This window comes from Patulibacter sp. SYSU D01012 (assembly GCF_017916475.1).
Classification (GTDB): Bacteria; Actinomycetota; Thermoleophilia; order Solirubrobacterales; family Solirubrobacteraceae; genus Patulibacter.
The window spans coordinates 1,350,740-1,370,847 of record NZ_JAFMTB010000001.1; the positions used below are offsets into that span (position 1 = coordinate 1,350,740).

17 protein-coding genes are annotated in these 20,108 nt (G+C 75.8%); 13 read left to right on the forward strand and 4 right to left on the reverse strand.

Annotated elements, in window-relative coordinates; genetic code table 11:
- Positions 1-79 precede the first annotated feature (79 nt).
- From J3P29_RS06130 to J3P29_RS06150, 5 genes are read left to right on the forward strand one after another with little or no spacing between them, the layout of a single operon-like run.
- The gene (locus J3P29_RS06130) at positions 80-1,738 is read left to right on the forward strand and encodes an ABC transporter substrate-binding protein (RefSeq protein ID WP_210492146.1); all 1,659 of its coding nucleotides are present in this window, start codon (positions 80-82) and stop codon (positions 1,736-1,738) included.
- On the forward strand, positions 1,735-2,577 hold the full coding sequence (locus J3P29_RS20680; RefSeq protein WP_210492147.1) for a rhodanese-like domain-containing protein: 843 nt from the start codon (positions 1,735-1,737) through the stop codon (positions 2,575-2,577). The genes J3P29_RS06130 and J3P29_RS20680 overlap by 4 nt, the downstream gene beginning before the upstream one ends.
- Positions 2,574-3,527: an ABC transporter permease gene (locus tag J3P29_RS06140; protein WP_210492148.1), complete on the forward strand. Its 954-nt coding sequence runs from the start codon at positions 2,574-2,576 to the stop codon at positions 3,525-3,527. Before J3P29_RS20680 ends, J3P29_RS06140 begins: the two co-directional genes overlap by 4 nt.
- A complete protein-coding gene (locus J3P29_RS19730) occupies positions 3,524-4,384 on the forward strand; it encodes an ABC transporter permease (RefSeq protein ID WP_210492149.1) in 861 nt (286 codons plus the stop codon). Before J3P29_RS06140 ends, J3P29_RS19730 begins: the two co-directional genes overlap by 4 nt.
- Entirely contained in the window at positions 4,384-5,973 is a 1,590-nt protein-coding gene (locus tag J3P29_RS06150; protein WP_210492150.1) for an ABC transporter ATP-binding protein, read from the forward strand. Before J3P29_RS19730 ends, J3P29_RS06150 begins: the two co-directional genes overlap by 1 nt.
- Before the next feature lie 82 nt (positions 5,974-6,055).
- On the opposite strand, the gene J3P29_RS06155 is transcribed toward J3P29_RS06150, so the two are convergent.
- On the reverse strand, positions 6,056-7,066 hold the full coding sequence (locus tag J3P29_RS06155; RefSeq protein WP_210492151.1) for a LysR family transcriptional regulator: 1,011 nt from the start codon (positions 7,064-7,066) through the stop codon (positions 6,056-6,058).
- Positions 7,067-7,215: 149 nt separating this feature from the next.
- A complete protein-coding gene (locus J3P29_RS06160) occupies positions 7,216-9,363 on the reverse strand; it encodes a glutamine synthetase III (protein WP_210492152.1) in 2,148 nt (715 codons plus the stop codon).
- Positions 9,364-9,694: 331 nt separating this feature from the next.
- On the opposite strand from J3P29_RS06160, the gene J3P29_RS06165 reads away from it, so the two are divergent.
- Together J3P29_RS06165 and J3P29_RS06170 are read left to right on the forward strand one after the other, a co-directional pair.
- On the forward strand, positions 9,695-11,266 hold the full coding sequence (locus J3P29_RS06165; RefSeq protein ID WP_349239771.1) for an ammonium transporter: 1,572 nt from the start codon (positions 9,695-9,697) through the stop codon (positions 11,264-11,266).
- Positions 11,263-11,634, forward strand: a complete 372-nt coding sequence (locus J3P29_RS06170) for a P-II family nitrogen regulator (RefSeq protein ID WP_210492153.1) — start codon at positions 11,263-11,265, stop codon at positions 11,632-11,634. The genes J3P29_RS06165 and J3P29_RS06170 overlap by 4 nt, the downstream gene beginning before the upstream one ends.
- Positions 11,635-11,794: 160 nt before the next feature.
- Here J3P29_RS06170 and J3P29_RS06175 read toward each other — a convergent pair whose 3' ends face one another.
- Positions 11,795-12,355, reverse strand: coding sequence for a hypothetical protein (locus J3P29_RS06175; protein WP_210492154.1), 561 nt, complete (start codon positions 12,353-12,355; stop codon positions 11,795-11,797).
- A 307-nt stretch (positions 12,356-12,662) separates the two neighbouring features.
- On the opposite strand from J3P29_RS06175, the gene J3P29_RS06180 reads away from it, so the two are divergent.
- From J3P29_RS06180 to J3P29_RS06205, 6 genes are all read left to right on the forward strand, one after another.
- Positions 12,663-13,403: an ABC transporter permease gene (locus J3P29_RS06180; protein ID WP_210493006.1), complete on the forward strand. Its 741-nt coding sequence runs from the start codon at positions 12,663-12,665 to the stop codon at positions 13,401-13,403.
- A 46-nt stretch (positions 13,404-13,449) separates the two neighbouring features.
- The gene (locus J3P29_RS06185) at positions 13,450-14,247 is read left to right on the forward strand and encodes an ABC transporter permease (protein WP_210492155.1); all 798 of its coding nucleotides are present in this window, start codon (positions 13,450-13,452) and stop codon (positions 14,245-14,247) included.
- A 7-nt stretch (positions 14,248-14,254) separates the two neighbouring features.
- Entirely contained in the window at positions 14,255-15,388 is a 1,134-nt protein-coding gene (locus J3P29_RS06190; RefSeq protein WP_210492156.1) for an ATP-binding cassette domain-containing protein, read from the forward strand.
- A 67-nt stretch (positions 15,389-15,455) separates the two neighbouring features.
- Positions 15,456-18,116, forward strand: a complete 2,661-nt coding sequence (locus tag J3P29_RS06195; protein ID WP_210492157.1) for an MMPL family transporter — start codon at positions 15,456-15,458, stop codon at positions 18,114-18,116.
- Positions 18,113-19,057 (forward strand): hypothetical protein, encoded by a 945-nt coding sequence (locus J3P29_RS06200; RefSeq protein ID WP_210492158.1) that lies wholly within the window; start codon positions 18,113-18,115, stop codon positions 19,055-19,057. The genes J3P29_RS06195 and J3P29_RS06200 overlap by 4 nt, the downstream gene beginning before the upstream one ends.
- Positions 19,058-19,067: 10 nt before the next feature.
- Positions 19,068-19,589 carry a hypothetical protein gene (locus tag J3P29_RS06205; RefSeq protein WP_210492159.1) on the forward strand — a complete coding sequence of 174 codons (522 nt, stop codon included), beginning with the start codon at positions 19,068-19,070 and terminating at the stop codon, positions 19,587-19,589.
- Positions 19,590-19,598: 9 nt separating this feature from the next.
- Here J3P29_RS06205 and J3P29_RS06210 read toward each other — a convergent pair whose 3' ends face one another.
- The gene (locus J3P29_RS06210) at positions 19,599-19,943 is read right to left on the reverse strand and encodes a hypothetical protein (RefSeq protein ID WP_210492160.1); all 345 of its coding nucleotides are present in this window, start codon (positions 19,941-19,943) and stop codon (positions 19,599-19,601) included.
- Positions 19,944-20,108 lie beyond the last annotated feature (165 nt).

Below are 20,108 nucleotides of genomic sequence, written 5' to 3' on the forward strand. Positions count from 1 at the left end.
CGGCCGAAACGATCCCTTCCGGCCGGCGTGCGGGGATGCGATGGAGACCGCCGACCGCCGTTGCGACGCTCCGCCCACGATGCTCCGTCCAGCCCGCCGCACCGCCGTCCTCGTCCCGCTCGCGCTCGCCAGCAGCGCGGTCCTCGCCGCCTGCGGCGGGAGCGGCGGCGGGACCACCACCGCCCTCGACCCGTCCGACGACGCGCTCTTCCCGAAGGCGCTGCCGGTCGCCACCGCCGACGTCCCCGCGCTGCACTGGGCGGTCCAGGCGGAGCCCGGCACCCTCGACCCGGTCCTCTCGAGCGACTCGGCGTTGACGCAGACCGTCACGAACGTCCTCGAGACGCTCGTGCGCGCCGCGCCGAACGGCCGGATCGAGCCCGCGCTCGCCGAGCGCGTCGACACGCCCGATCCCCGCACCCGCGTCTTCACGCTGCGCCGCGGCGTCCGCTTCCACGACGGCGACGCCTTCGGGCCGGAGGACGTCGTCGCCAGCCTGCGCCGGGCGGCGGACGGCGACGCCGGGTCGATCTGGTCCAGCGCCTTCCGCAGCGTCCGCAGCGTCCGCGCCACGGGCCCGCACCAGGTGACGGTGCGCCTGGCGCGGCCCGACGTCCTCTTCGACGGCTACCTCGCCACGACCGCGGGCGCCATCGAGAGCGCGAGCTTCCTGCGGAAGGCCGGGCGCGACTACGGCTCGCCGTCGGTCGGGATCGACGGCACCGGGCCGTACCGCTTCGCCGCGTGGCGCCAGGGCCAGGCGATCGAGCTGGAGCGCGCTCCCGGCTACTGGGACGCCCGGCTGCGACCGCGGGCCGCCCGCGTGCGGGTCGACTTCCTGCCCGACGCCAGCGCGCGGATCAACGCCCTGCGCTCCGGCGCCGTCGACGGGTCGTTCGAGATCGACGGCTCGGCGTACCGCACCCTGACGCGCTCGACCGCCGGCCGGCTCGTGCTGCACCCCGGCGTCAACGCGTACCAGCTCGTGCCGCTGAACGACCGCAGCGCCCTGCGCGACCCGCGGGTCCGGCGCGCGCTCTCGCTCGCTCTCGACCGCCCGGGCCTGAACACGGCCGCGTGGGGCGGCGTGGGCACCGTCGGCCGCGGCCAGGCGGCGCTCGGCCTGTGGCAGGCGCTCGTGCCGGACGGCAAGGCGCGCTGGGCGCAGGCCCCGCCGCTGGACCACGACGTCGCGCAGGCCAAGCGGCTCGTGCAGGCGGCCGGCGCGACGGGCAAGCGGATCGTCCTGACCTACCACACGACGTTCCAGCTGTTCCCCACGGTGGCGACCGCGGTGCAGGCGGCGGGCAAGGAGATCGGCCTGGACGTCGCCCTGCGCCCGCAGCCGTTCGCGAAGGCCGTGGCGATCTGGTTCAACCCGAAGGCGCGCGAGGGCTACGACCTGGGCATCTGGCCGCAGGTGCAGCAGACGAGCGACCCGACGGAGGAGTTCACCGGCCTGACGTCGGGCGCCTCGCAGAACGTCGGCGGCTGGAAGGACGCCGCGTACGACCGCCTCGTCGCCCGGGCCCGCGAGACGGCAGATCCCGCCGCGCGCGCCGACCTGCTCGTCCGCGCGCAGTCCATCCTGTCGCGCGAGCTGCCGTGGATCCCGCTCGTCGAGCCGACGACCCGCGCGTTCCTGAAGGACGGCCTGACCGGCGTGCCGGTCACGCAGGCGCCCCGGTCGGGCTACCCGTGGGCGGCGCTCGTCGGCTCGGGGAAGGACGCCCGGTGACGGCCGCCGGGCCCCGGCTGCTCGATCCGGCCCGCCTGCAGGCGCGGCTCGGCCAGCCCGGCACCGTCGTGCTCGAGGTGGTCGCCGACGACGCGCCGCCGACGACCGGCATCCCGGGCGCGGCCCGCGCGGGCTGGCAGGCGCTGCTGTGGGACGAGCGGGCCCGCGCGCTCGCCGCGCCCGACGCCCTGGCCGACCGGCTGGCCGCGCTCGGCGCGGGCGGGGACGACGTGCTCGTCCTTGCCGGCGACCCGGTGCAGTTCGGCGCGTACGCGTTCTGGGCGCTCGCCCAGGCCGGGCACCCGCGGCTGCTGCTGCTCGACGGCGGGATCGAGGCCTGGCGCGCGGAGGGCCGCCCCCTCGCGCCGCCCGCGCACCCCCGCGCCGCGGACCGGCCCGTGACGCTGGAGCCGCGGGCGGGTGCCGCCGGAGCGGTCGCCGGTCGGGACGACGTCCGCACCCTGCTCGGCGACCCCGACGCGCTGCTGCTCGACGCCCGCTCGCCCGAGGAGTACCGCGGCGAGCGCGTGTCCCCGGCCGACTTCCCCGTCGACCACGGCGCCGTGCGCGCGGGCCGCATCCCCGGGGCGCGCCACCTGCCGCACCGGGCGCTGCTCGACGGCCGCGGGCGCTTCCTCCCCGCCGCGCGCCTGCGGACGGTCGCGGCGGACGCGGGGGCGACGGCCGCCGGCCCCGTCGTCGCCTACTGCCGCCTCGGGCACCGGGCGTCGCTCGCGTGGTTCGCCCTGCACGAGCTGCTCGGGATCCCGGACGTCCGGGTCTACGACGGCTCGTGGACCGAGTGGGGCAGCGTCGTCGGCGTCCCGATCGAGCGATGACCGGCCGCCGCCTGCTGGGCCGCCTCGCCGCGGGGCTGGCCACCGTCCTGGTCGCGTCCGTCGTCGTCTTCGCCGCGCTGAACGCGACGACCGGCGATCCGGTCCCGCTCTACGCCGCGAACGCGGACCTGACGCCGGCGGCGCAGGCCCGCCTGCGCGCCGAGCTCCACCTGGACGACCCGCTGCCGGTCCGCTACCTGGACTGGCTCGGGGGCCTGGCGCACGGCGATCTGGGGCGCTCCGTGCAGTTCCGGCAGGACGTCGGCGGGCTCGTCGCGGAGCGGCTGCCGACGACGCTGCTGCTCGTCGCGATGGCGGCGGTCCTGGCGGTGGGGCTCGGGGTCGGGCTGGGCCTGCTCGCCGGCCTGCGGCCCGGTCCGGTCGACCGGCTCGTCGTCGCGGCGTCGAGCGCGGCGGTCGCCGTCCCGACGTTCGTCGCCGCCACGGCGCTCGTGGCCGCCCTCGCGGTCGGCCTGGGCTGGTTCCCCGTCTTCGGCGACGGCGAGGGCCTGCCGGACCGCCTCTGGCACCTGGCCCTGCCGGCCTGCGCGTTGGCCCTGCACGTCGTCGGGATCGTCGCGCGCGTGTCGCGGGCCGCCGTCCGCCGGTCCGCCGCCGCCGAGCACGTGCGGATCGCCCGCTGGCGCGGCGTGCCCGAGCGCCGGGTCGTCCGCGACCACGTGCTGCGCGGCGCGCTCGGCGCCGTCGTGACCGTGAGCGGGGTCGAGGTCGCCGCCATGCTGGCCGGCACCGTCATCGTCGAGACGGCCTTCGGGCTGTCGGGCGTCGGCTCGCTGCTCGTGCAGGCCGTCGAGGCGAAGGACGCCCCGATCGTGCAGGCCGTCGTGCTCGTCGTCGTGACCGGGTTCGTGCTCGTCACCCTCGTCACCGACCTGCTGCAGGCGCGGCTGGATCCGCGGGCGTGGCGCGGGACGGGGGCGCGGGCGTGAGCGCGCCGGACGTCGTGCTGGCGGGCCCGGTCGGCCGGGCGGGGCCCGCGCGGCCCGGCCCGGCGGCGGTGGCGGCGACGGCGGTGCTGCTCGTCGCCGTGCTCGGCGCGCTGCTGGGCCCGCTGCTGGCGCCGCACGACCCCAACGCCGTCGACCTGGGAGCGAGCCTGGCGGGCCCGAGCGGCACCCATCCGCTCGGCGCCGACCAGCAGGGGCGGGACGTCCTGTCGCGGCTGCTGCACGGCGCGCGCTCCAGCCTGCTGGCGCCGCTCGTCATCGTCGCCGTCTCGACCGCGCTGGGCACGGCGGTCGGCCTGCTGGCGGGGTGGCGGCGCGGGCTCGTGGACGCCGCGCTGTCCCGCGCGCTCGAGGTGGCCCTGGCGTTCCCCGGCGTGCTGCTCGCCCTCGTCGTCGTCGCGCGCACGGGGCCGGGAGCCGTCGGGCCGGTCGTCGCGATCGCGCTGTGGCTGACCCCGTACGTCGCCCGCCAGGTGCGCACGGCGACGATCGAGGAGGTCGCCCGGCCGTACGTCGACGCCTACCGCACCACGGGCTGGGGGCCCCTGGCGATCGCGCTGCGCGGCGTGCTCCCGAACGTCGCCGGCCTGCTGCTCGCCCGCGCCGCGGTGAACGCCGGGATCGCGCTCGTCGCCCTCGCGAGCCTGTCGTACCTGGGCCTGGGCGTGCAGCCGCCCGACGCGGACTGGGGCGCGATGATCCACGAGGGGCTCGACGCGCTGCAGGCGGGCGACGCCTGGCCGGCGCTCGTGCCCGCCGCCGCCCTGGTCGCCGTCGTCCTGGCGGTCAACGTCCTCGGGGACGCCCTGGCCGCGCGCGTCGGACGGGAGGAGGACTGATGGCGCCGCTGCTCGAGATCGAGGGGCTGACGCTCCTGCCGCCCGGACGGCACGCCCGCCCGGTCGTCGACGACGCGTCGCTGCGGGTGGAGGAGGGCGAGACGGTCGGCCTCGTCGGCGAGTCCGGTGCCGGCAAGTCGCTGCTGCTGCGGACGGTGCTCGGCGTCGTGCCCGCCGGCTGGCGGGCCGTCGGCGCCGTGCGCGTGGACGGCCGGGACGTCCTGACGCTCGACCGGGCGGCGCTCGCCCGGCACCGTCGCGAGCGGGTGGCGCTCGTGCCGCAGGATCCCCGCGCCGCGATCGATCCGCTCGCCACGGTCGGCGGGTTCCTGACCGAGGTGGCGCGGACCACCGGCACCGACCGCGACGGCGCCCGGGCGCGGGCCGCCGCGCTGCTGGACGAGGTCGGGCTGCCCGACCCGGAGGGCAGCCTGGGCCGGCGTCCGCACGCGTTCTCGGGCGGGATGCTCCAGCGGGTCGTGCTCGCCGCCGCGCTCCTCGGCGACCCGCGGCTGCTCCTGGCGGACGAGCCCACGACGGCGCTCGACGTCACCACCCAGGCCGAGGTGCTGCGCACGCTGGAGCAGGTGCGGGTGCGGCGGGGCCTGGGAACGGTGCTCGTCACGCACGACCTCGACCTGGCCGCCGCCACCTGCGACCGCCTCGTCGTCCTGCGGGCCGGCCGGGTGGTCGAGGCCGGGCCGGCGCGGCGCGTGTTCGCCGCGCCGCAGGCCGCCTACACGCGCGAGCTGGTGGCCGCGACGCCCCGCGTGACCGACCCCGTGCCGGACGCGCCGCCGACGGGGGAGGGGGCCGGGACGGTCCTGCGGGTGCGGGGCCTGCGGCGCCGCTTCGGGGCCCGGGCCGCGCTCGACGGCGTCGACCTGGACCTGCGCGCCGGCCACACGCTCGCGGTCGTGGGCGAGTCCGGCTCCGGCAAGTCGACGCTGGCCCGCATCGTGGTCGGCCTGGAGCGGGCGGACGGCGGCGTCGTGACCCTCGCGGGCGTGGACTCGGCGGCGCGCGGCCGCGCGGCGCGCCGCGCGCGCGCCGCCGCGGTGCAGACCGTCTTCCAGGACCCCCTGCTGTCGTTCGACCCGCGCGTGCGCGCGGGGGAGGCCGTCGCCCGCGCCCTGCCGCCCGGCGGCCCCGGCGGCCGCGCCGCCCGGGCGCGGCGGGCCGACGCGCTGCTGGAGCGGGTGGGGCTGGATCCGGCGCTGGGCCGGCGCCTGCCGCGCGAGCTGTCGGGCGGCCAGCGGCAGCGCGTGGCCATCGCCCGGGCGCTCGCGCCCGAGCCACGGCTGCTCGTCCTCGACGAGCCCACGTCCGCGCTCGACGTGCGCGTGCAGGCGCGGGTCCTCGAGCTGCTGGCGCGGCTGCGCGCCGACCTGGGGGTCGCGGTGCTGCTCATCAGCCACGACCTGGCGGTGGTGCGCCGCGTGGCCAACGACGTCGCCGTCGTCCGCGGCGGGAGGATCGTCGAGGCGGCACCGACCGCGGAGCTCTTCGCGCGGCCGCGCCACCCCTACACCCGGCGGCTGCTCGACGCGGTGCCGCGCCCGGCGGCCGCGGTGACGTCCCCGGTCTGAGGACCGGGCACGCCGCCGGCCGCGCCCGGCCGCGCCGCGCGGGCGCCGCGCCGCGCGGGCGCCGCGCCGCGCGGGCGCCGCGTCAGGCGGCCACGGCGGCGACCGGCGCCACGGCCGCGCCGACCCCCGGGGCCGCCGCGACGACGGCGCGCTCGTCCGCGCCTCCGGCGGCCGGCACGGGCGGGCGGTCCGCGGCGTAGCGGTCCGCGGCGGCGTGCAGGGCCGCGCGCACGCGGGTCCGCGCCGGCGTGGAGGGGGCCCGCACGTGGGTGACGCTGACGACCTGGATCGGCAGCGGCCGCGCGAAGGGGCGCCGCACGACGTCGAAGCCGGGCGGCGGGTCCGCCACCGACAGGCGGGGCGCGATGCTGAGCGCCCGGCTGGCCGCGACGAGGCCCAGACCGACCTCGTTGTCGTCGGCGACGTAGCGGCGGTCGGGCGCGAAGCCCTCCCGGCGGCACGCGCGCAGGAACAGCGCGTCCATCGGGCACCCGGGCCGGTCGCCGAGGATCCAGGTCTCGTCGGCCAGCCGCTCGAGCGGGATCCGCTCCTCGCCGGCGAGCGGGTGGTCCGCGGGCAGGACGCAGACGACCTCGTCCTCGAGGAGGGGCCGCACGTCCAGGTCGGCGACGTCCAGCGGCAGCGCGGCGCGGTTGAGCACGGCGATGGACGCGCCGCCGCGGCGCACCAGGTCGGCGGCCGGCCCGGCGTCGCACACCTCGAAGGCGACGTCGACGTCGTCGCCGCCGCGCCGCAGCTCGCGCGCGGCCTGCGGGACGTACGTCAGGATCGCCCCGCGGAACGCCGCCACGCGGACCGTCTCCTCGACCGGGGCGGACAGGAGGGCCATCTCGGCCCGCGCGGCCTCGATCTGCTCGAGGATCCGCTCCGCGTGGGCCAGCAGCGCGACGCCGGCGTCCGTCAGCCGGGCCCCGCGCGGCGTGCGCTCCAGCAGCGCGCGACCGGCGTCGCGCTCGAGCAGGCTCAGGTGTCGCGAGACGGCCGGCGGCGTGTAGCCGAGGGCGTCCGCCGCCGCCGCGATGGTCCCGCGCCGGGCGACTTCGCGCAGGACGCGGAGGTGCAGAGGGTCCATGCGCGCAAATTACCAGATACCAGATCAGGATTACGCCAATGGCGTGCGTCGTACGCCCGGATCGCAGGCGATGGCCCTCCCAACGGCGGAGCCCCCGCGCACGCGGGGGCTCCGGGTCCTGCGGGGCGCGGCGCGGGGCCGCGTCCGGGCTACTTGATGAAGAGCATCTCCGAGTAGTGCGGCAGCGGCCACAGGTCGTCGGCGATGATCCGCTCGAGCCGGTCGGCGGTCTCGCGGACCGCGTCCATGGCCGGGATGACCTCGTCGCGCTGGAAGCGCACGTGCTCCATGTCGGAGAACTCGCCCGGCTTGCGGTTGAGCTCCTCGAGCTTGAGGACGCGCTCGTAGAACTCGTCGACCAGGCCCTTCGTCTCGGCGGCCTGGGCGTCCAGGCCCGTCTCCTGCAGCACCTTCAGCTGGCTGACGGCGGCGGGCAGGATCAGCGTGCGCGCGATGTGCGCGGCCGTCTCGGCCTCGATGTTCAGCTTCACGCCGTACTGCTCGAGGAGGACCTCGTAGCGCGCCTCGACCTCGCGCTCCGAGAGCACCTCGTACTTCTCGAACAGCGCGATCGACTTCGGCGTGACGATCTCGGGCAGGGCGTCCGGCGTGTTGCGCAGGTTCAGCAGGCCGCGCTCGGCCGCCTCGTCCGCCCACTCCTGGGAGTAGCCGTCGCCGCCGAAGACGACCCGCTTGTTGGCCTTGTACGTCTCGGACGTGACCTCGGTGACGCCCGCGGCGAGCTCCGTGCCGGCGTCGAGCTTCTTCTCGAGCTCGTCGGCGAGCGCGTCGATGGCCTCGGCGGCGATCGTGTTGAGCACCGTGTTCGTCAGGCCGAGCGACTGGCTCGAGCCGAGGGCGCGGAACTCGAACTTGTTGCCCGTGAACGCGAACGGCGAGGTGCGGTTGCGGTCGCCGGAGTGGCGCGGCAGCGGCGGCAGGACCGGGGTGCCCAGGCCGAGGAACGAGCCGGGGGCCGACGGATCGCCCTCGCCCGCCTCGATGGCGTCGAAGACGGCCTCGAGCTCGGAGCCCAGGAAGATCGACATGATCGCCGGCGGCGCCTCGTTGGCGCCCAGGCGGTGGTCCTGGCCGACGTTCGCGGCGGTGGCGCGCAGCAGGCCCTGGTGCTCGTTGACGGCCTTGATGACCGCGGAGCAGAAGAACAGGAAGACCAGGTTGGAGTGCGGCGTGTCGCCCGGGTCGAGCAGGTTGCCGCCCAGGTCGGTGCCCATGGACCAGTTGTTGTGCTTGCCCGAGCCGTTGACGCCGGCGAACGGCTTCTCGTGCAGCAGGCAGACCAGGCCGTACTTCGGAGCGGTCTGCTCGAGCACCTGCATCACGAGGTGCTGGTGGTCGGCGGCGACGTTCGACGTCTCGAACAGCGGCGCGAGCTCGTACTGGCCGGGCGCGACCTCGTTGTGCCGGGTCTTCACCGGCACGCCGAGACGCTGGAGCTGGCGCTCCGTGTCCATCATGTACGCGAGCACGCGCTCGGGGATCGCCCCGAAGTAGTGGTCGTCCAGCTCGTGGCCCTTCGGCGGCTGCGAGCCGAAGAGGGTGCGGCCCGTGATCTGCAGGTCGGGGCGCTCGTAGTAGTACTGCTCGTCGATCAGGAAGTACTCCTGCTCGGCGCCGATCGTCGTGAAGACGCGCTGCGGGTCCTCGTCGCCCAGCAGGCGCAGGGCGCGGATCGCGGAGCGCGAGAGCACGTCCATCGAGCGCAGCAGCGGGATCTTCGTGTCGAGCGCCTCGCCCGTCCACGACGTGAACGCCGTGGGGATGCACAGCAGCGCGCCGTTCGGGTTCTCGAGGATGAACGCCGGCGACGTCGGGTCCCAGGCGGTGTAGCCGCGGGCCTCGAACGTCGCGCGGATGCCGCCCGACGGGAACGAGGACGCGTCCGGCTCGCCCTGGATCAGCTCCTTGCCGGAGAACTCGGCGATGGCGCCGCCGTCGCCGGTGGGGCCGAAGAACGAGTCGTGCTTCTCGGCCGTGGAGCCGGTGAGCGGCTGGAACCAGTGCGTGTAGTGGCTGGCCCCCTTCTCCAGCGCCCAGTCGCGCATCGCCGAGGCGACGGCGTCCGCCAGGGTCACGTCCAGGGCCTCGCCGCGCTCGAGCGTGCGCTGCAGGCGCTTGTACACGTCCTTCGGCAGCCGCTGACGCTGCACCGCCGGGCTGAAGACGTCGACCCCGAAGACCTGGTTCTGCGGGCGGGTGAGGTCGTCGATGCCGAGTGCGACGTCGTCGGCGCTCCACCGGGCGGCGGAGACGTTCCTCTGGCGGGAATGGGTCATGGGGTGCGAGTGCTCCTCGGGATCGGTGACCGGCGCCCGCGCGGGAATCCCTCGACCGCGCAAGCTGACCAGCGGTGACACTAGGTCCCATTGGCCGCACCAGACCTTATCCCGATGTACAAGGGGGCGGTTCGGCCGCCCGCCACGGCGGATGGGGGGCGCCGATGTGGAGCATCTGCACATCCCCGGTTTCGCCATCGGTCCAGCGGCGGTGGGCCCCGGGGGCGGGACGCTTCAGGCCGTCCACCAAGGAGGAACACGGATGTCCTGGACCCTACGGAGGCACGCCGCGCCGGACGCGGCCGGTGCTCCCGCCCATTCAAGCGCCCCGGTGCGCACCGGCCCCCGGTGGTCGATGCCGTCGCGCAAGAAGCTCGGCATCGCCGCGGTGCTGTCGGTCATCTCGTCGTCGATCGCCGTGCCGGCGATGTCGCTCGCGATCTACGTCCCCGACGGCGGCTACAAGGGCAACACGGGCAACGAGCCCGGCCAGATCGGCGGCGACCTGCTGCGGATCGCCAACGAGCTCAACGCCGTCTGGCTCATCCTCGGCGCCTGCCTCGTCTTCTTCATGCAGGTCGGGTTCCTCGGCCTCGAGGTCGGCTTCTCGCGTGGCAAGAACGTCGGCGCCGGCATCGCGAAGATCTTCGTGAACATCGCCGTGGCCGCGATCGTCTGGTGGGCCATCGGCTACGCCGTCGCGTTCGGCGCCGACGGCACGAAGCTGATCGGCGGCGGGGGCGACGCCTTCTACAAGATGGCGTTCACCGACGGGGCCCCGACCGCCACGGGCGGCGCGGACGGCTTCGCGTTCTTCTTCTTCCAGTTCACGTTCGCGGCCGTCGCGCTGGCGATCGTCTGGGGCTCGACCCTCGAGCGGATCAAGTTCATCGCCTACCCGATCTTCGGCGTCGTCTTCATCGCCGTGATCTACCCGCTCGTCGCCCACGCGACGTGGTCGGGCATGGGCTTCTTCGGCGGCGACAACGGCATCACGATCGGCGACGCTGCGGGCGCCCTCGACTACGCCGGCTCCGGCGTCGTCCACCTGTGCGGCGCGACCGCCGCCCTGGCCGCCGCGATCGTCCTCGGGCCCCGCCTGGGCAAGTACGACAAGGACGGCAAGCCGCGCGCCATCCCGGGCCACTCCATGCCGATCTTCGGCATCGGCGTGATCGTCCTGTGGCTCGGCTGGTTCGGCTTCAATGGCGTCTCCTCGCTCAACACGGACTCGGGCTTCTTCGCCCACGTCATCGCCGTCACCAACCTGTCCGCCGCCTTCGGCGTCGCGGGCGCCGGCCTGGCGATGTGGTTCAAGACGAAGTCCTTCGACGTCGGCATGCTCGGCAACGGCGCCATCGCCGGCCTCGTCGCCATCACCGCCCCGGCGGGCTACGTCGAGATGTGGGCGGCGCCGATCATCGGCTTCGTCGGCGGCCTGATCGTCGTCTTCGGCGTCCTCTTCATCGACCGCATCGGCATCGATGACCCGGTCGGCGCCACCTCGGCCCACGGCCTGGCCGGCATCTGGGGCACGCTCTCCGTCGGCCTCTTCCTGTCGCCCGAGCTCGCGAAGTACAACGCGCTGGGCGGCAACCCGAACGGCGGCCTGTTCACCGGCGGCGGGATCGACCAGCTGCTCGTCCAGGCGGTCGTCGTGGTGATCACCTTCGTCTTCGTCTTCGCCGCGTCGTTCCTCGTCTTCTGGCTCATCAAGAAGACGATCGGGCTGCGCGTCAGCGAGGAGGAGGAGCGTGCCGGCCTCGACATCTCCGAGCACGGCATGTACGGCTACCCTGAGCAGTTCATCCCGGAGGCCGAGCTCGTGGGTGCCGCGAACGCCGCCACGCCGTCCATCGGGTTCACCACGCCGAGCAGTCCCAGCAAGGAGATCCCCGCATGAAGATGGTCGTCGCGTACGTCCGCCACGAGGCCTTCGAGCCCATCCGTGGTGAGCTCCTCGAGCTCGGCTTCCCGAGCCTGTCGGTGACCGAGGTCAAGGGCTCCGGGCGCCAGAAGGGCATCACGGAGAAGTACCGGGGCGCCGAGCTGACGAACTACCTGCGCCCGAAGCTCAAGATCGAGTGCGTCGTCGACGACGCGGACGTGCAGACGATCGTCGACTCGATCCTCAAGCACGCCCGCACGGGCGCGGTGGGCGACGGCAAGGTGTTCCTCGTGCCGGTCGACGAGTCGTACCGCATCCGCACGGGCGAGGCCGGCAGCGAGACGCTGCAGGCGCACTCGCCGGAGGACCTGCCCCCGCGCTGAGCGGCCGCCTCCTCCGCAGGACGTCCCCGGGCGTCGTCGGTCCTCGGACCGGCGGCGCCCGTCGTCGTTCCCGGGGCCCGGGCGAACGCGCGCGGCGGGGCGCGTCGCGTGCGGGGCGACCGGCGGTCGGCCCCGGGGCCGGGCCGCGGACGGCGCGGGCTCAGTCGCCGACGACGACGTCGAAGCGGCCCTTGGCGGGCCCGCCCGACGCGCGCACGGGCGCGTCGACGTCGAGGCCGCCGGCCACGCGCCAGCGCAGGCGGTGCTTTCCCGCGACGACCGGCGTCAGCTTCCAGCGGAAGACCTTCTGCTGGCCCGCCTCGAGCCGGCCGAGGGCCCAGGTGCCGACGTAGGCCGTCGTCCCGCCCTTCGGCGGCTCGTCCACGATCCAGAGCGGGCGTCGCGGGTCGGACACGCGCCCGGCCCCGTCGTCGTCGCTCGAGATGTCGCGCGTCAGGCCGTCCAGGACGACCGCGACGTTCGGCAGCGCGCGGCCGCGCTCCTCGTTCGTCACGCGGATCGTCAGCGTCTCCGTGCGCGCGAGCGACTGGCTGCGGTCGAACGAGGCGATCGCCGAGACCTGGAAGGGCCGGCCCTTCGACGCGTCGACGACCTTCGCCTCGCTGTCCCCGCCGCAGGCGGACAGGGCCAGGGCGCCGCCGGCCGCGAGGGCCGCGAGGCAGGCGCCCGTCAGGGGGCGCAGGGGAGAGGACGGCGTCATCGCGCGGGCAGGCTAACACAGCGTCCCGGCGCCGACCGCGAATCGGAGACGCGCCGTGCGGGACGACTGGACGGCGTACGCGTTCCCAACGAGAACCAAACCTACCGGTGGTCGCGAGGTGCCCGGACGCCGTAAGCCCAGTGTCCAAGCCGGATTCGTGTGGTCGGTGGCACACACGGGACTCTTCGCGTAGGCTTGCCCGGTCCTGCCGAGACCCCACCCGGCCGGCCTACCGACGCCCATGGTTCGCACCGTCTCCGATCGCATCTTCGACCCCGCCAAGGGGGCACTGGAGGAGGTCGGCGACATGATGATCCTCACGGGGAAGACGATCGTCTCCGCCGTCCGGCCCCCGTACTCCTACGGCGACGAGTTCGTCCACCAGTTCCTCTTCGCGCTCCGGCTCTGCTGGTTCCCGCTCCTGATCTCGACGGTCGCGATCTCGTTCGGCGCCCCGGGTCTGCAGGCGGCGAACTTCCTGGTGCTCTTCGGCGCGCTCGACCGCCTGGGCGGCTTCTTCGTCCTGGCGACGATCCGCGAGTTCGCGCCCACCGTCACCGCGATCGTGCTGGCCGGCGTGGCGGGCACCGCGATCACCGCCGACCTCGGCGCGCGCAAGATCCGCGAGGAGCTCGACGCCCTGCAGGTGCTCGGCATCGATCCGGTCAAGAGCCTGGTGGTGCCGCGCTTCCTGGCCCTGATGATCGTCACGGGCCTCTTCGACATCTACGCGATCATCTTCGGCGTCTTCGGCGGCGTGCTGGCCACGCTCGTCAACGGCGCCCCGCTCGGGCCGTTCTGGGCGACGTTCTTCGCGAACGCCTCCACGACCGACCTGTGGGGGTCGTTCGTCAAGTGCACGCTGTTCGGCGCGATCATCGCCGTCGTCTGCTCGTACAAGGGGATGACCGCGAAGGGCGGCGCCGAGGGCGTCGGCAGAGCGGTGAACCAAGCGGTCGTCATCGCGTTCCTCGGCGTCTTCGCGTTCAACTACATCTTCACCCAGACGCTCCTGGCGACGAACCCCGAGATCCTGGTGATCAAGTGACCCACGCTCGCGTGCGCGTGAACCTCTCCCGGGGCGGGGGCGCCCGATGAGCGCCTGGCTCGACCAGCCGAAGGAGCTGCTCGCCGCGACCGGCGAGATGACGAAGTTCGGGGCGAAGGTCCTCGGGCAGGTCTACTCGCTCCGCGTCCTCAAGTTCCTCGGCGAGACCCTGCGCCAGGCCGGCGTCCTGATCACGAGCTCCGCGCTCGTCATCTGGGGCCTCGTCTTCGTCATCGGCCTGCAGTGCGGCATCGAGGGCGCGTACTTCACGCGGTCCGTCGGCTCGCCGGCGTACGCGGGCGTCTTCACCGCCTGGTGCGACCTGCGCGAGCTCGTGCCCGTCGTCTTCGGCTACATGATGGCCGCGAAGGTCGGCACCGGCATCGTCGCCGAGCTCGGATCGATGCGGATCTCGGAGGAGATCGACGCGCTCGAGGTCATGGGCTTCGACTCCGTGCTGTTCCTCTGCGCGACGCGCCTGCTGGCGTCCTGGCTCGTGCTGCCGTTCCTGTACGTCTCGGCGATCGGGGCCGGCTTCTTCGCCAGCTACCTCGCCGTCGTCGTGCAGGTCGGCGACGTGTCGTCGGGCGGCTACCAGCTCATCTTCTGGATGTTCCAGAACCCACCCGACCTGCTGTACAGCATGATCAAGGCCATGCTCATGGCCACGGCGATCGTGCTGGTGGGCTGCTACTACGGCTACAACGCCGGCGGCGGACCCGTCGGCGTCGGCACCGCGACGGCCAAGTCGATGGTCGTCAACCTCATGCTGGTGCACCTGATCGCCATGCTGCTGACGCAGGTGTTCTGGGGCGCCAATCCGCGAGCTCCGATCGGAGGCTAGGAAAGCCATGCCGGACTTCCGCAAGGACCAGGGCGACGGCCCGAACGGCGACGCGCCGCGCGAGCCGGTCGCCGACGACACCGGGCTGTTCGTCGACCCCCACGAGGGCGAGGCCCGCCCCGAGCACGTCGACGAGCAGGAGTGGGACGCGGGCAGCACGGGCGAGACCGAGCTGGACCTGCCCGACGACGAGGACCGCGTCCCCGTCGCCGCCGGCGGCCGCGGCGCCCGCGCCGACGAGCAGGAGGAGGGCGCGCCGGGCGGCGGCACGGTGCAGATCGTCCGCGAGCCGGCCGTCGACGATCCCGACGACGAGTACAAGTGGCACACCGGCGAGCGCCGCCCGACCGGCGCCCCGGACGCGGTCGAGTTCGTCGAGACCTACAAGGCGTTCGGCCGCAACCGCATCCTGCGCGGGCTCAACATGGGCCTGCCCGAGGGCATGATCTCGATGATCCTTGGGCCGTCCGGCACCGGCAAGTCGGTCTGCATCAAGCACATGGTCGGCCTGCTGTACCCGGACGACGGCGACGTCCTCGTGCACGGCGAGTCCGTCCCGTCGATGCCGCTGGACCAGCTGCTCGCGATGCGCCAGAAGTTCGGCGTCCTGTTCCAGGACGGCGCGCTCTTCGGCTCCATGAACATCTACGACAACGTCGCGTTCCCGCTGCGCCAGCACACCGACAAGTCCGAGGACGAGATCAAGGGCATCGTCGACCGGCGCATGGACGAGGTCGGCCTGGGCGACGCGTGGGACAAGTTCCCCAACGAGCTCTCGGGCGGCATGCGCAAGCGCGCCGGCTTCGCGCGCGCCCTCGTGCTGGACCCGTCGATCGTCCTCTTCGACGAGCCCGACTCCGGCCTGGACCCGGTCCGCACCGCCCTGCTCGGCGAGCTGATCAAGGACATCCACGCCGAGACCATGGAGCAGGCGCGGGAGAAGGACTGGCCGCACATGCCGGCCTTCACCCTGATCACGCACGACATCATGACCGCGCGCCGCGTCTCGCAGTACATCAACGTCGTCTGGCGCGGGCGCATCGTCGAGGCCGGTCCCGCCGAGGACCTCTTCAACTCGGAGAACCCGTTCGTGAACCAGTTCCTGGCGGGCGCCTCGCGCGGGCCGCTGGGCATGAACTGATCCCGGTGCCGGCCGCCGCCCGCAGCGCGCGGCCGGCCCTCGCCGGGGGCCGGGCGGAGCGGCGGCCGTGAGCCGCCTCGTCGACGCCTGCCTGCGGCGCCCGCGGCGCGTCCTGGCGGTCGCGGCGCTCGCCCTCGTCCTGGCCGTCGTCGGGCTGACGCAGCTCGGGACGACCGCCGCCGTGCGGACCGTCGTCGGCACCGGCTCGGACGCCGCCCGCGCCGACCGCGCGGCGGCGCGCGCGTTCGGTGACGAGGCGATCGTCGTGCTCGTGCGCGAGTCCGCGCGCGACCTCGTGCTCACGGACGACGTGACGCGCGTCGGCGCGCTCGAGGGCTGCCTGGGCGGCCGGGCGCCCCGGAGCGCGGGCACCCTGCCCGGGGGCGAGGACGGTCCCTGCGAGGCGCTGCGGGACCTGACGCCGGCGCAGGTCGTCTACGGCCCGGGAACGTTCGTCAACACGGGCGTCGGCGCGGTCAACGAGCAGGTGCAGGCGCTGGCGGGAGAGGCCGCGACGGCCGCCCAGACGGCGCAGGGGCGCGCCGAGGCGGCCGCGCGTCGGCGCGGCGCGTCGGCGGCCGAGGTCGCAGCCGCGGGGCGCCGCGCGGCGGAGCGCGCGTCGCGCCGGCTGCAGTCGCGGATCGCCGGCTACGCCCAGCTCGCGCGCGAGTTCGACATCAACCCGACCGGGGTCTCGGCCACCGACGCGCGCTTCGTCCAGCGACTGGTGTTCGGGGGGACCGGCACGACGCCCCGCGCCCAGTTCCGCGCGGTGCTGCCGACGCCGGACGCCGGCCTGATCGCCGTCCGGCTGCGCGCCGACCTGTCGGACGCCGACCGCCGCCGCGCCGTCGAGCTCGTGCAGCGCGCCGTCGCCCTGCCCGACTTCCGCCTGACCCACGGCGGCACCTACGTCGTCAGCGGCTCGCCGGTCCTCGTCGACGCGGTCGCCGGCGAGCTGGAGCGGGCGCTGCTCGCCCTGCTCGGCGTCGGCGTGCTCGTCATGGCGCTCGTCCTGGCGGCGACGTTCCCGGAGCGGCGGCGCCTCGGGCCGCTGCTGCTCGCGCTGGGCACGGTCGCCGTCGTCTTCGGCGGCATGGGGCTGCTCGGCCTGCCCGCCGACCTGGGGACGATCGCGACGCTCCCGGTCCTGCTGGGCCTGGCCGTCGACTACGGGGTGCAGCTGCACGCGCGCGTGGAGGAGTCCCGTCGCGCGGGGCTCGCCGGACGCGAGGCCGTGCGCGACGCCGTGGCCCGCGGCGGGCGCCCGATCGTGCTGGCCGCGGGCGCGACGCTCGTCGGCTTCGTCGCGCTGCTCGCGTCGCCCACGCCGCTCGTGCGCGGGTTCGCGCTCGTCCTCGGCGCCGGCGTGGCGCTCGCGGTCCTGGCCGCCTTCACCGTCGGGCTCGTGCTGCACGCCCGCCGCGCACCCCGGCCCGCCGCCGTGCCGGTGACGCCCGAGGCCGAGGCCGCGACGGGACCGCGGCGCGCCGACCCGGTGGCGCCCGCGGCGCTGCCCGCCGGAGGCCTGGGCACCGGGCCCGTGGTGCGCCGCCTGGTCGCGGGAGCGTACGGGCGGCCCCGCAGCGTGCTGGCCGTCGGCGTGGTGCTCGCCGTCGCGGGGATCGTGCTCGGCGCGCGCGAGCCCGTCGAGACGAGCATCGAGCGGCTGGTCCCGCGGGACCTGCCCGCGGTGCGCGACCTGGGCGCCGTCGAGCGCGAGAGCGGCCAGGCCGGCGAGCTGCAGGTGCTGCTGCGCGGCCGCGACCTGGCCCGGCCCGAGGTGCTGGCGTGGGCCGACGCGCTCCGCGCCCGCGTGCTGCGCGGCGCCGGCTACGACGCGGCGCGGGCGACCGGCTGCCGCGGCCGCGCCCGCCTGTGCCCGCTGAGCGTGCCCTTCTCCGCGCTGCTCGGGCAGGACCCGGCGAAACTGCGCGACGCCGCCGCGGTGCGCACGGCGCTCGCGGGGCTGCCGGAGTACTTCACCAGCGCGGCGATCACGGCCGACCGTCGGTCGATCCTGCTGAGCTTCGGCGTGCCCGTCGGGCCGCTCGACCGGCAGCGCGCGACGATCGACGCCGTCCGCCGCGCCGCCGCGGCCGGGCGTCCTGCGGGCGTCGACGCCACCGTGACGGGCCTGCCGACGCTGGCCGCCGACGCGAGCGCGTCGATCTCCTCGCCGGCCCGCCGCATCCTCACGCTGCTCGGCACGCTCGTCCTCGTCGCCGGGCTGCTGCTCGCCGCCACGCGATCCGCCCGCCGCGGCCTGCTCCCGGTGCTCCCCGTCGCCCTGGCGGCCGGCTGGTCGGGGCTGCTGACGTGGGCGCTCGGCCTGCCGCTCAACCCGCTCTCGGTCGTGCTCGGCACGCTCATCGTCGCGATCGGCACGGAGTTCGGCGTCCTGCTGCTCGAGCGCTACGGGCAGGAGCGCGCCGCCGGGCATCCCGACGCCGTCGCGCTCGCCCGCACCGCCGCGTCGACCGGGCGGGCCGTCGGGGCGTCGGCGGCCACGACGGTCGCCGGGTTCGGGGTCCTCGCCGTCTCCGACTTCCCGCTCCTGCGCCAGTTCGGCCTGATCACCGTGCTCGACCTGCTCGTGGCCGTCCTGGCCGTCGTCGTCGTGCTGCCGGCCGTCGCGGGGCTCGCGGCCGGGCGGCGCCGGGACGGCGGCACGGCGACGGTCGGGCCCGCGCCGGAGCGCCCGGCGCGCGAGGAGGTGCCGGCGTGAGCGACGAGCGTCGGCGGCCCGAGGACGATCCGTTCGCGTTCGCGCCGGACGCGCGCGACGCGGGGGAGGACCGCGGCCCGCGCGGGGACGCCGCCGGCGCCGAGCGCCGCGGCGAGCCGGGCGCCGCCGCGGCGCGGGACCGCGAGGACGGCGCCGCGGACGACCCTCCGCGCGGGGCGGACGGCGCCCGGGGCGGGTCGGCGACGGACGACCGGGGCGCCGCCGGCCCGGCGCCGCGGCCGCTGCCGGCCGACCCCGTCCGCGCCCAGGCCCGCGACGCGGCCCGGTCCGTGGGTGCCCGCTTCGTGGCGGTCGTCGGCGTGCTGCTCGTCGTCCTCGTCGGCGGCTCGCTCCTGCTGGGCCGCGGCGGCGGGGGCCCCGACGAGGTCCGCCCCGGGGAGCGCCTGCCGGTCTTCGCCGCGCCGCTCGCGACGGCCCCCAAGCTGCGCGACGACTTCGTCAACCTGGCGGAGCGGGCCGACCAGGGCGCGGCGGGCAGCCGGCCCGCGTGCTCGATCCGGCACCCGTCCGTCGTCACCTCGTGCGCGCTGCTGCGCCGCGGGCCGCTCGTCGTCGTCACGTACCGGCCCGTCGACGAGTGCCTGGACGTCGTCGACGCGGTCGACCGGCTCGTGGGCCGCACGCCCGGCCTGACCGGTCTGGCGGTCGCGACGGGCGACGACCACGACGGCGCCGCGGCCACCGCCCGCGCCCGCCGCTGGCGCCTGCGCACCGTCTACGACGTGGACGGCGCGCTGTCGTCGCGCCTGGGCGGGGCCGTCTGCCCCCTGACGCTCTTCGTGCGCGCGGACGGCACCGTCGACCGCCGCGTCTCCGGCCGACCCGACCCCGGCGAGCTGGCCCGCGACGCCGCCGCGCTGCTGGCCCGGGACGGCGCCCGCCCGTCCACGACCACCGCCGCGCCCGCCGCGGGCCGGTAGCCTCGCCGCCGTGCCGCAGCCCAAGCACAAGAAGCGCCGCTCGCGGAAGCGCCCCGGCGCGGGCGCCCGGCCGGCCGCGCCCCCGCCGGCGGCGGCGGGCGGTGCGGCCGCGCCGCCCGCCGCCCGTGGCGTGCCGTCGGTCAAGGCCCCGCGCGAGGAGGCCCCGAAGCCCCTCTGGCATCCGGTGCCGGTGACGGAGCTGCTCATCCTCGCCGGGCTGGTCCTGGCGGTCGTCGGGCTCGTCACCCGCAACGCGGCGCTGATCGGCGGCGGCCTGGTCCTCGTGATGGCCTCGTCGCTCGAGCTCGCCGCCCGCGAGCACGCCGCCGGATACCGCTCGCACAGCGCCCTGCTCGCCGGCGTCGCCGCGCTCGCGGTGGGCGCCGGCGGCGGCTTCGGGCTGGCCGGGCTGGGGGTCGACGTGCCGGTCTGGGCGGCGATCGCGGTGGCCGTCGTCGTCTTCGCCGGGGCCTTCGCCGTGCTGCGCCGCGCGTTCCGGCGCCGCAGCGGCGGGCTCTCGTTCCGCGTCTGAGCGGCCGCGTCAGTGCGGGTGGCGGACGGTGACGCCGCCGAGCAGCTCGACGAGCGCGTCGCGCTGGCGCAGCGTCAGGCTGCCGAGCGGCTTGGTCTCGGACACCGGGATCCGTCGGAGCAGGCGCAGTGCCCGCGACTCGCCCCAGCGGTGCTGCGCCATGAGCAGCTCGCCGACGGGCATCGATGCGGCCTCGGGCGGGCACTCCGCGACGACGTCCGCCGCGCGCCGCCGCCCGTCGCCGATCGCGCGGCGCAGCGCCGCGCGGGCGCTGCGGATCGCGTTCGCGTGGGCGAGGGCCGCCCGTCGCTGGTCCTCGCGCGCTGGGCGCGCCGTCGCCTGATCGATCTGCACTGCCTGGAACACGATCCGCGCGTCTCCCTCCGGGACGTCGTCCCGTTCGCCTGTGGACGTCGAGCACCGCGCCGGGCAGGCACCGGTCGGGGGCACGGTGGATCCGGCGCGAAGGCCGGTGGGGACCCGCCGACCGCTCGCCGTCGAACCTACGGCGGGTCGCCG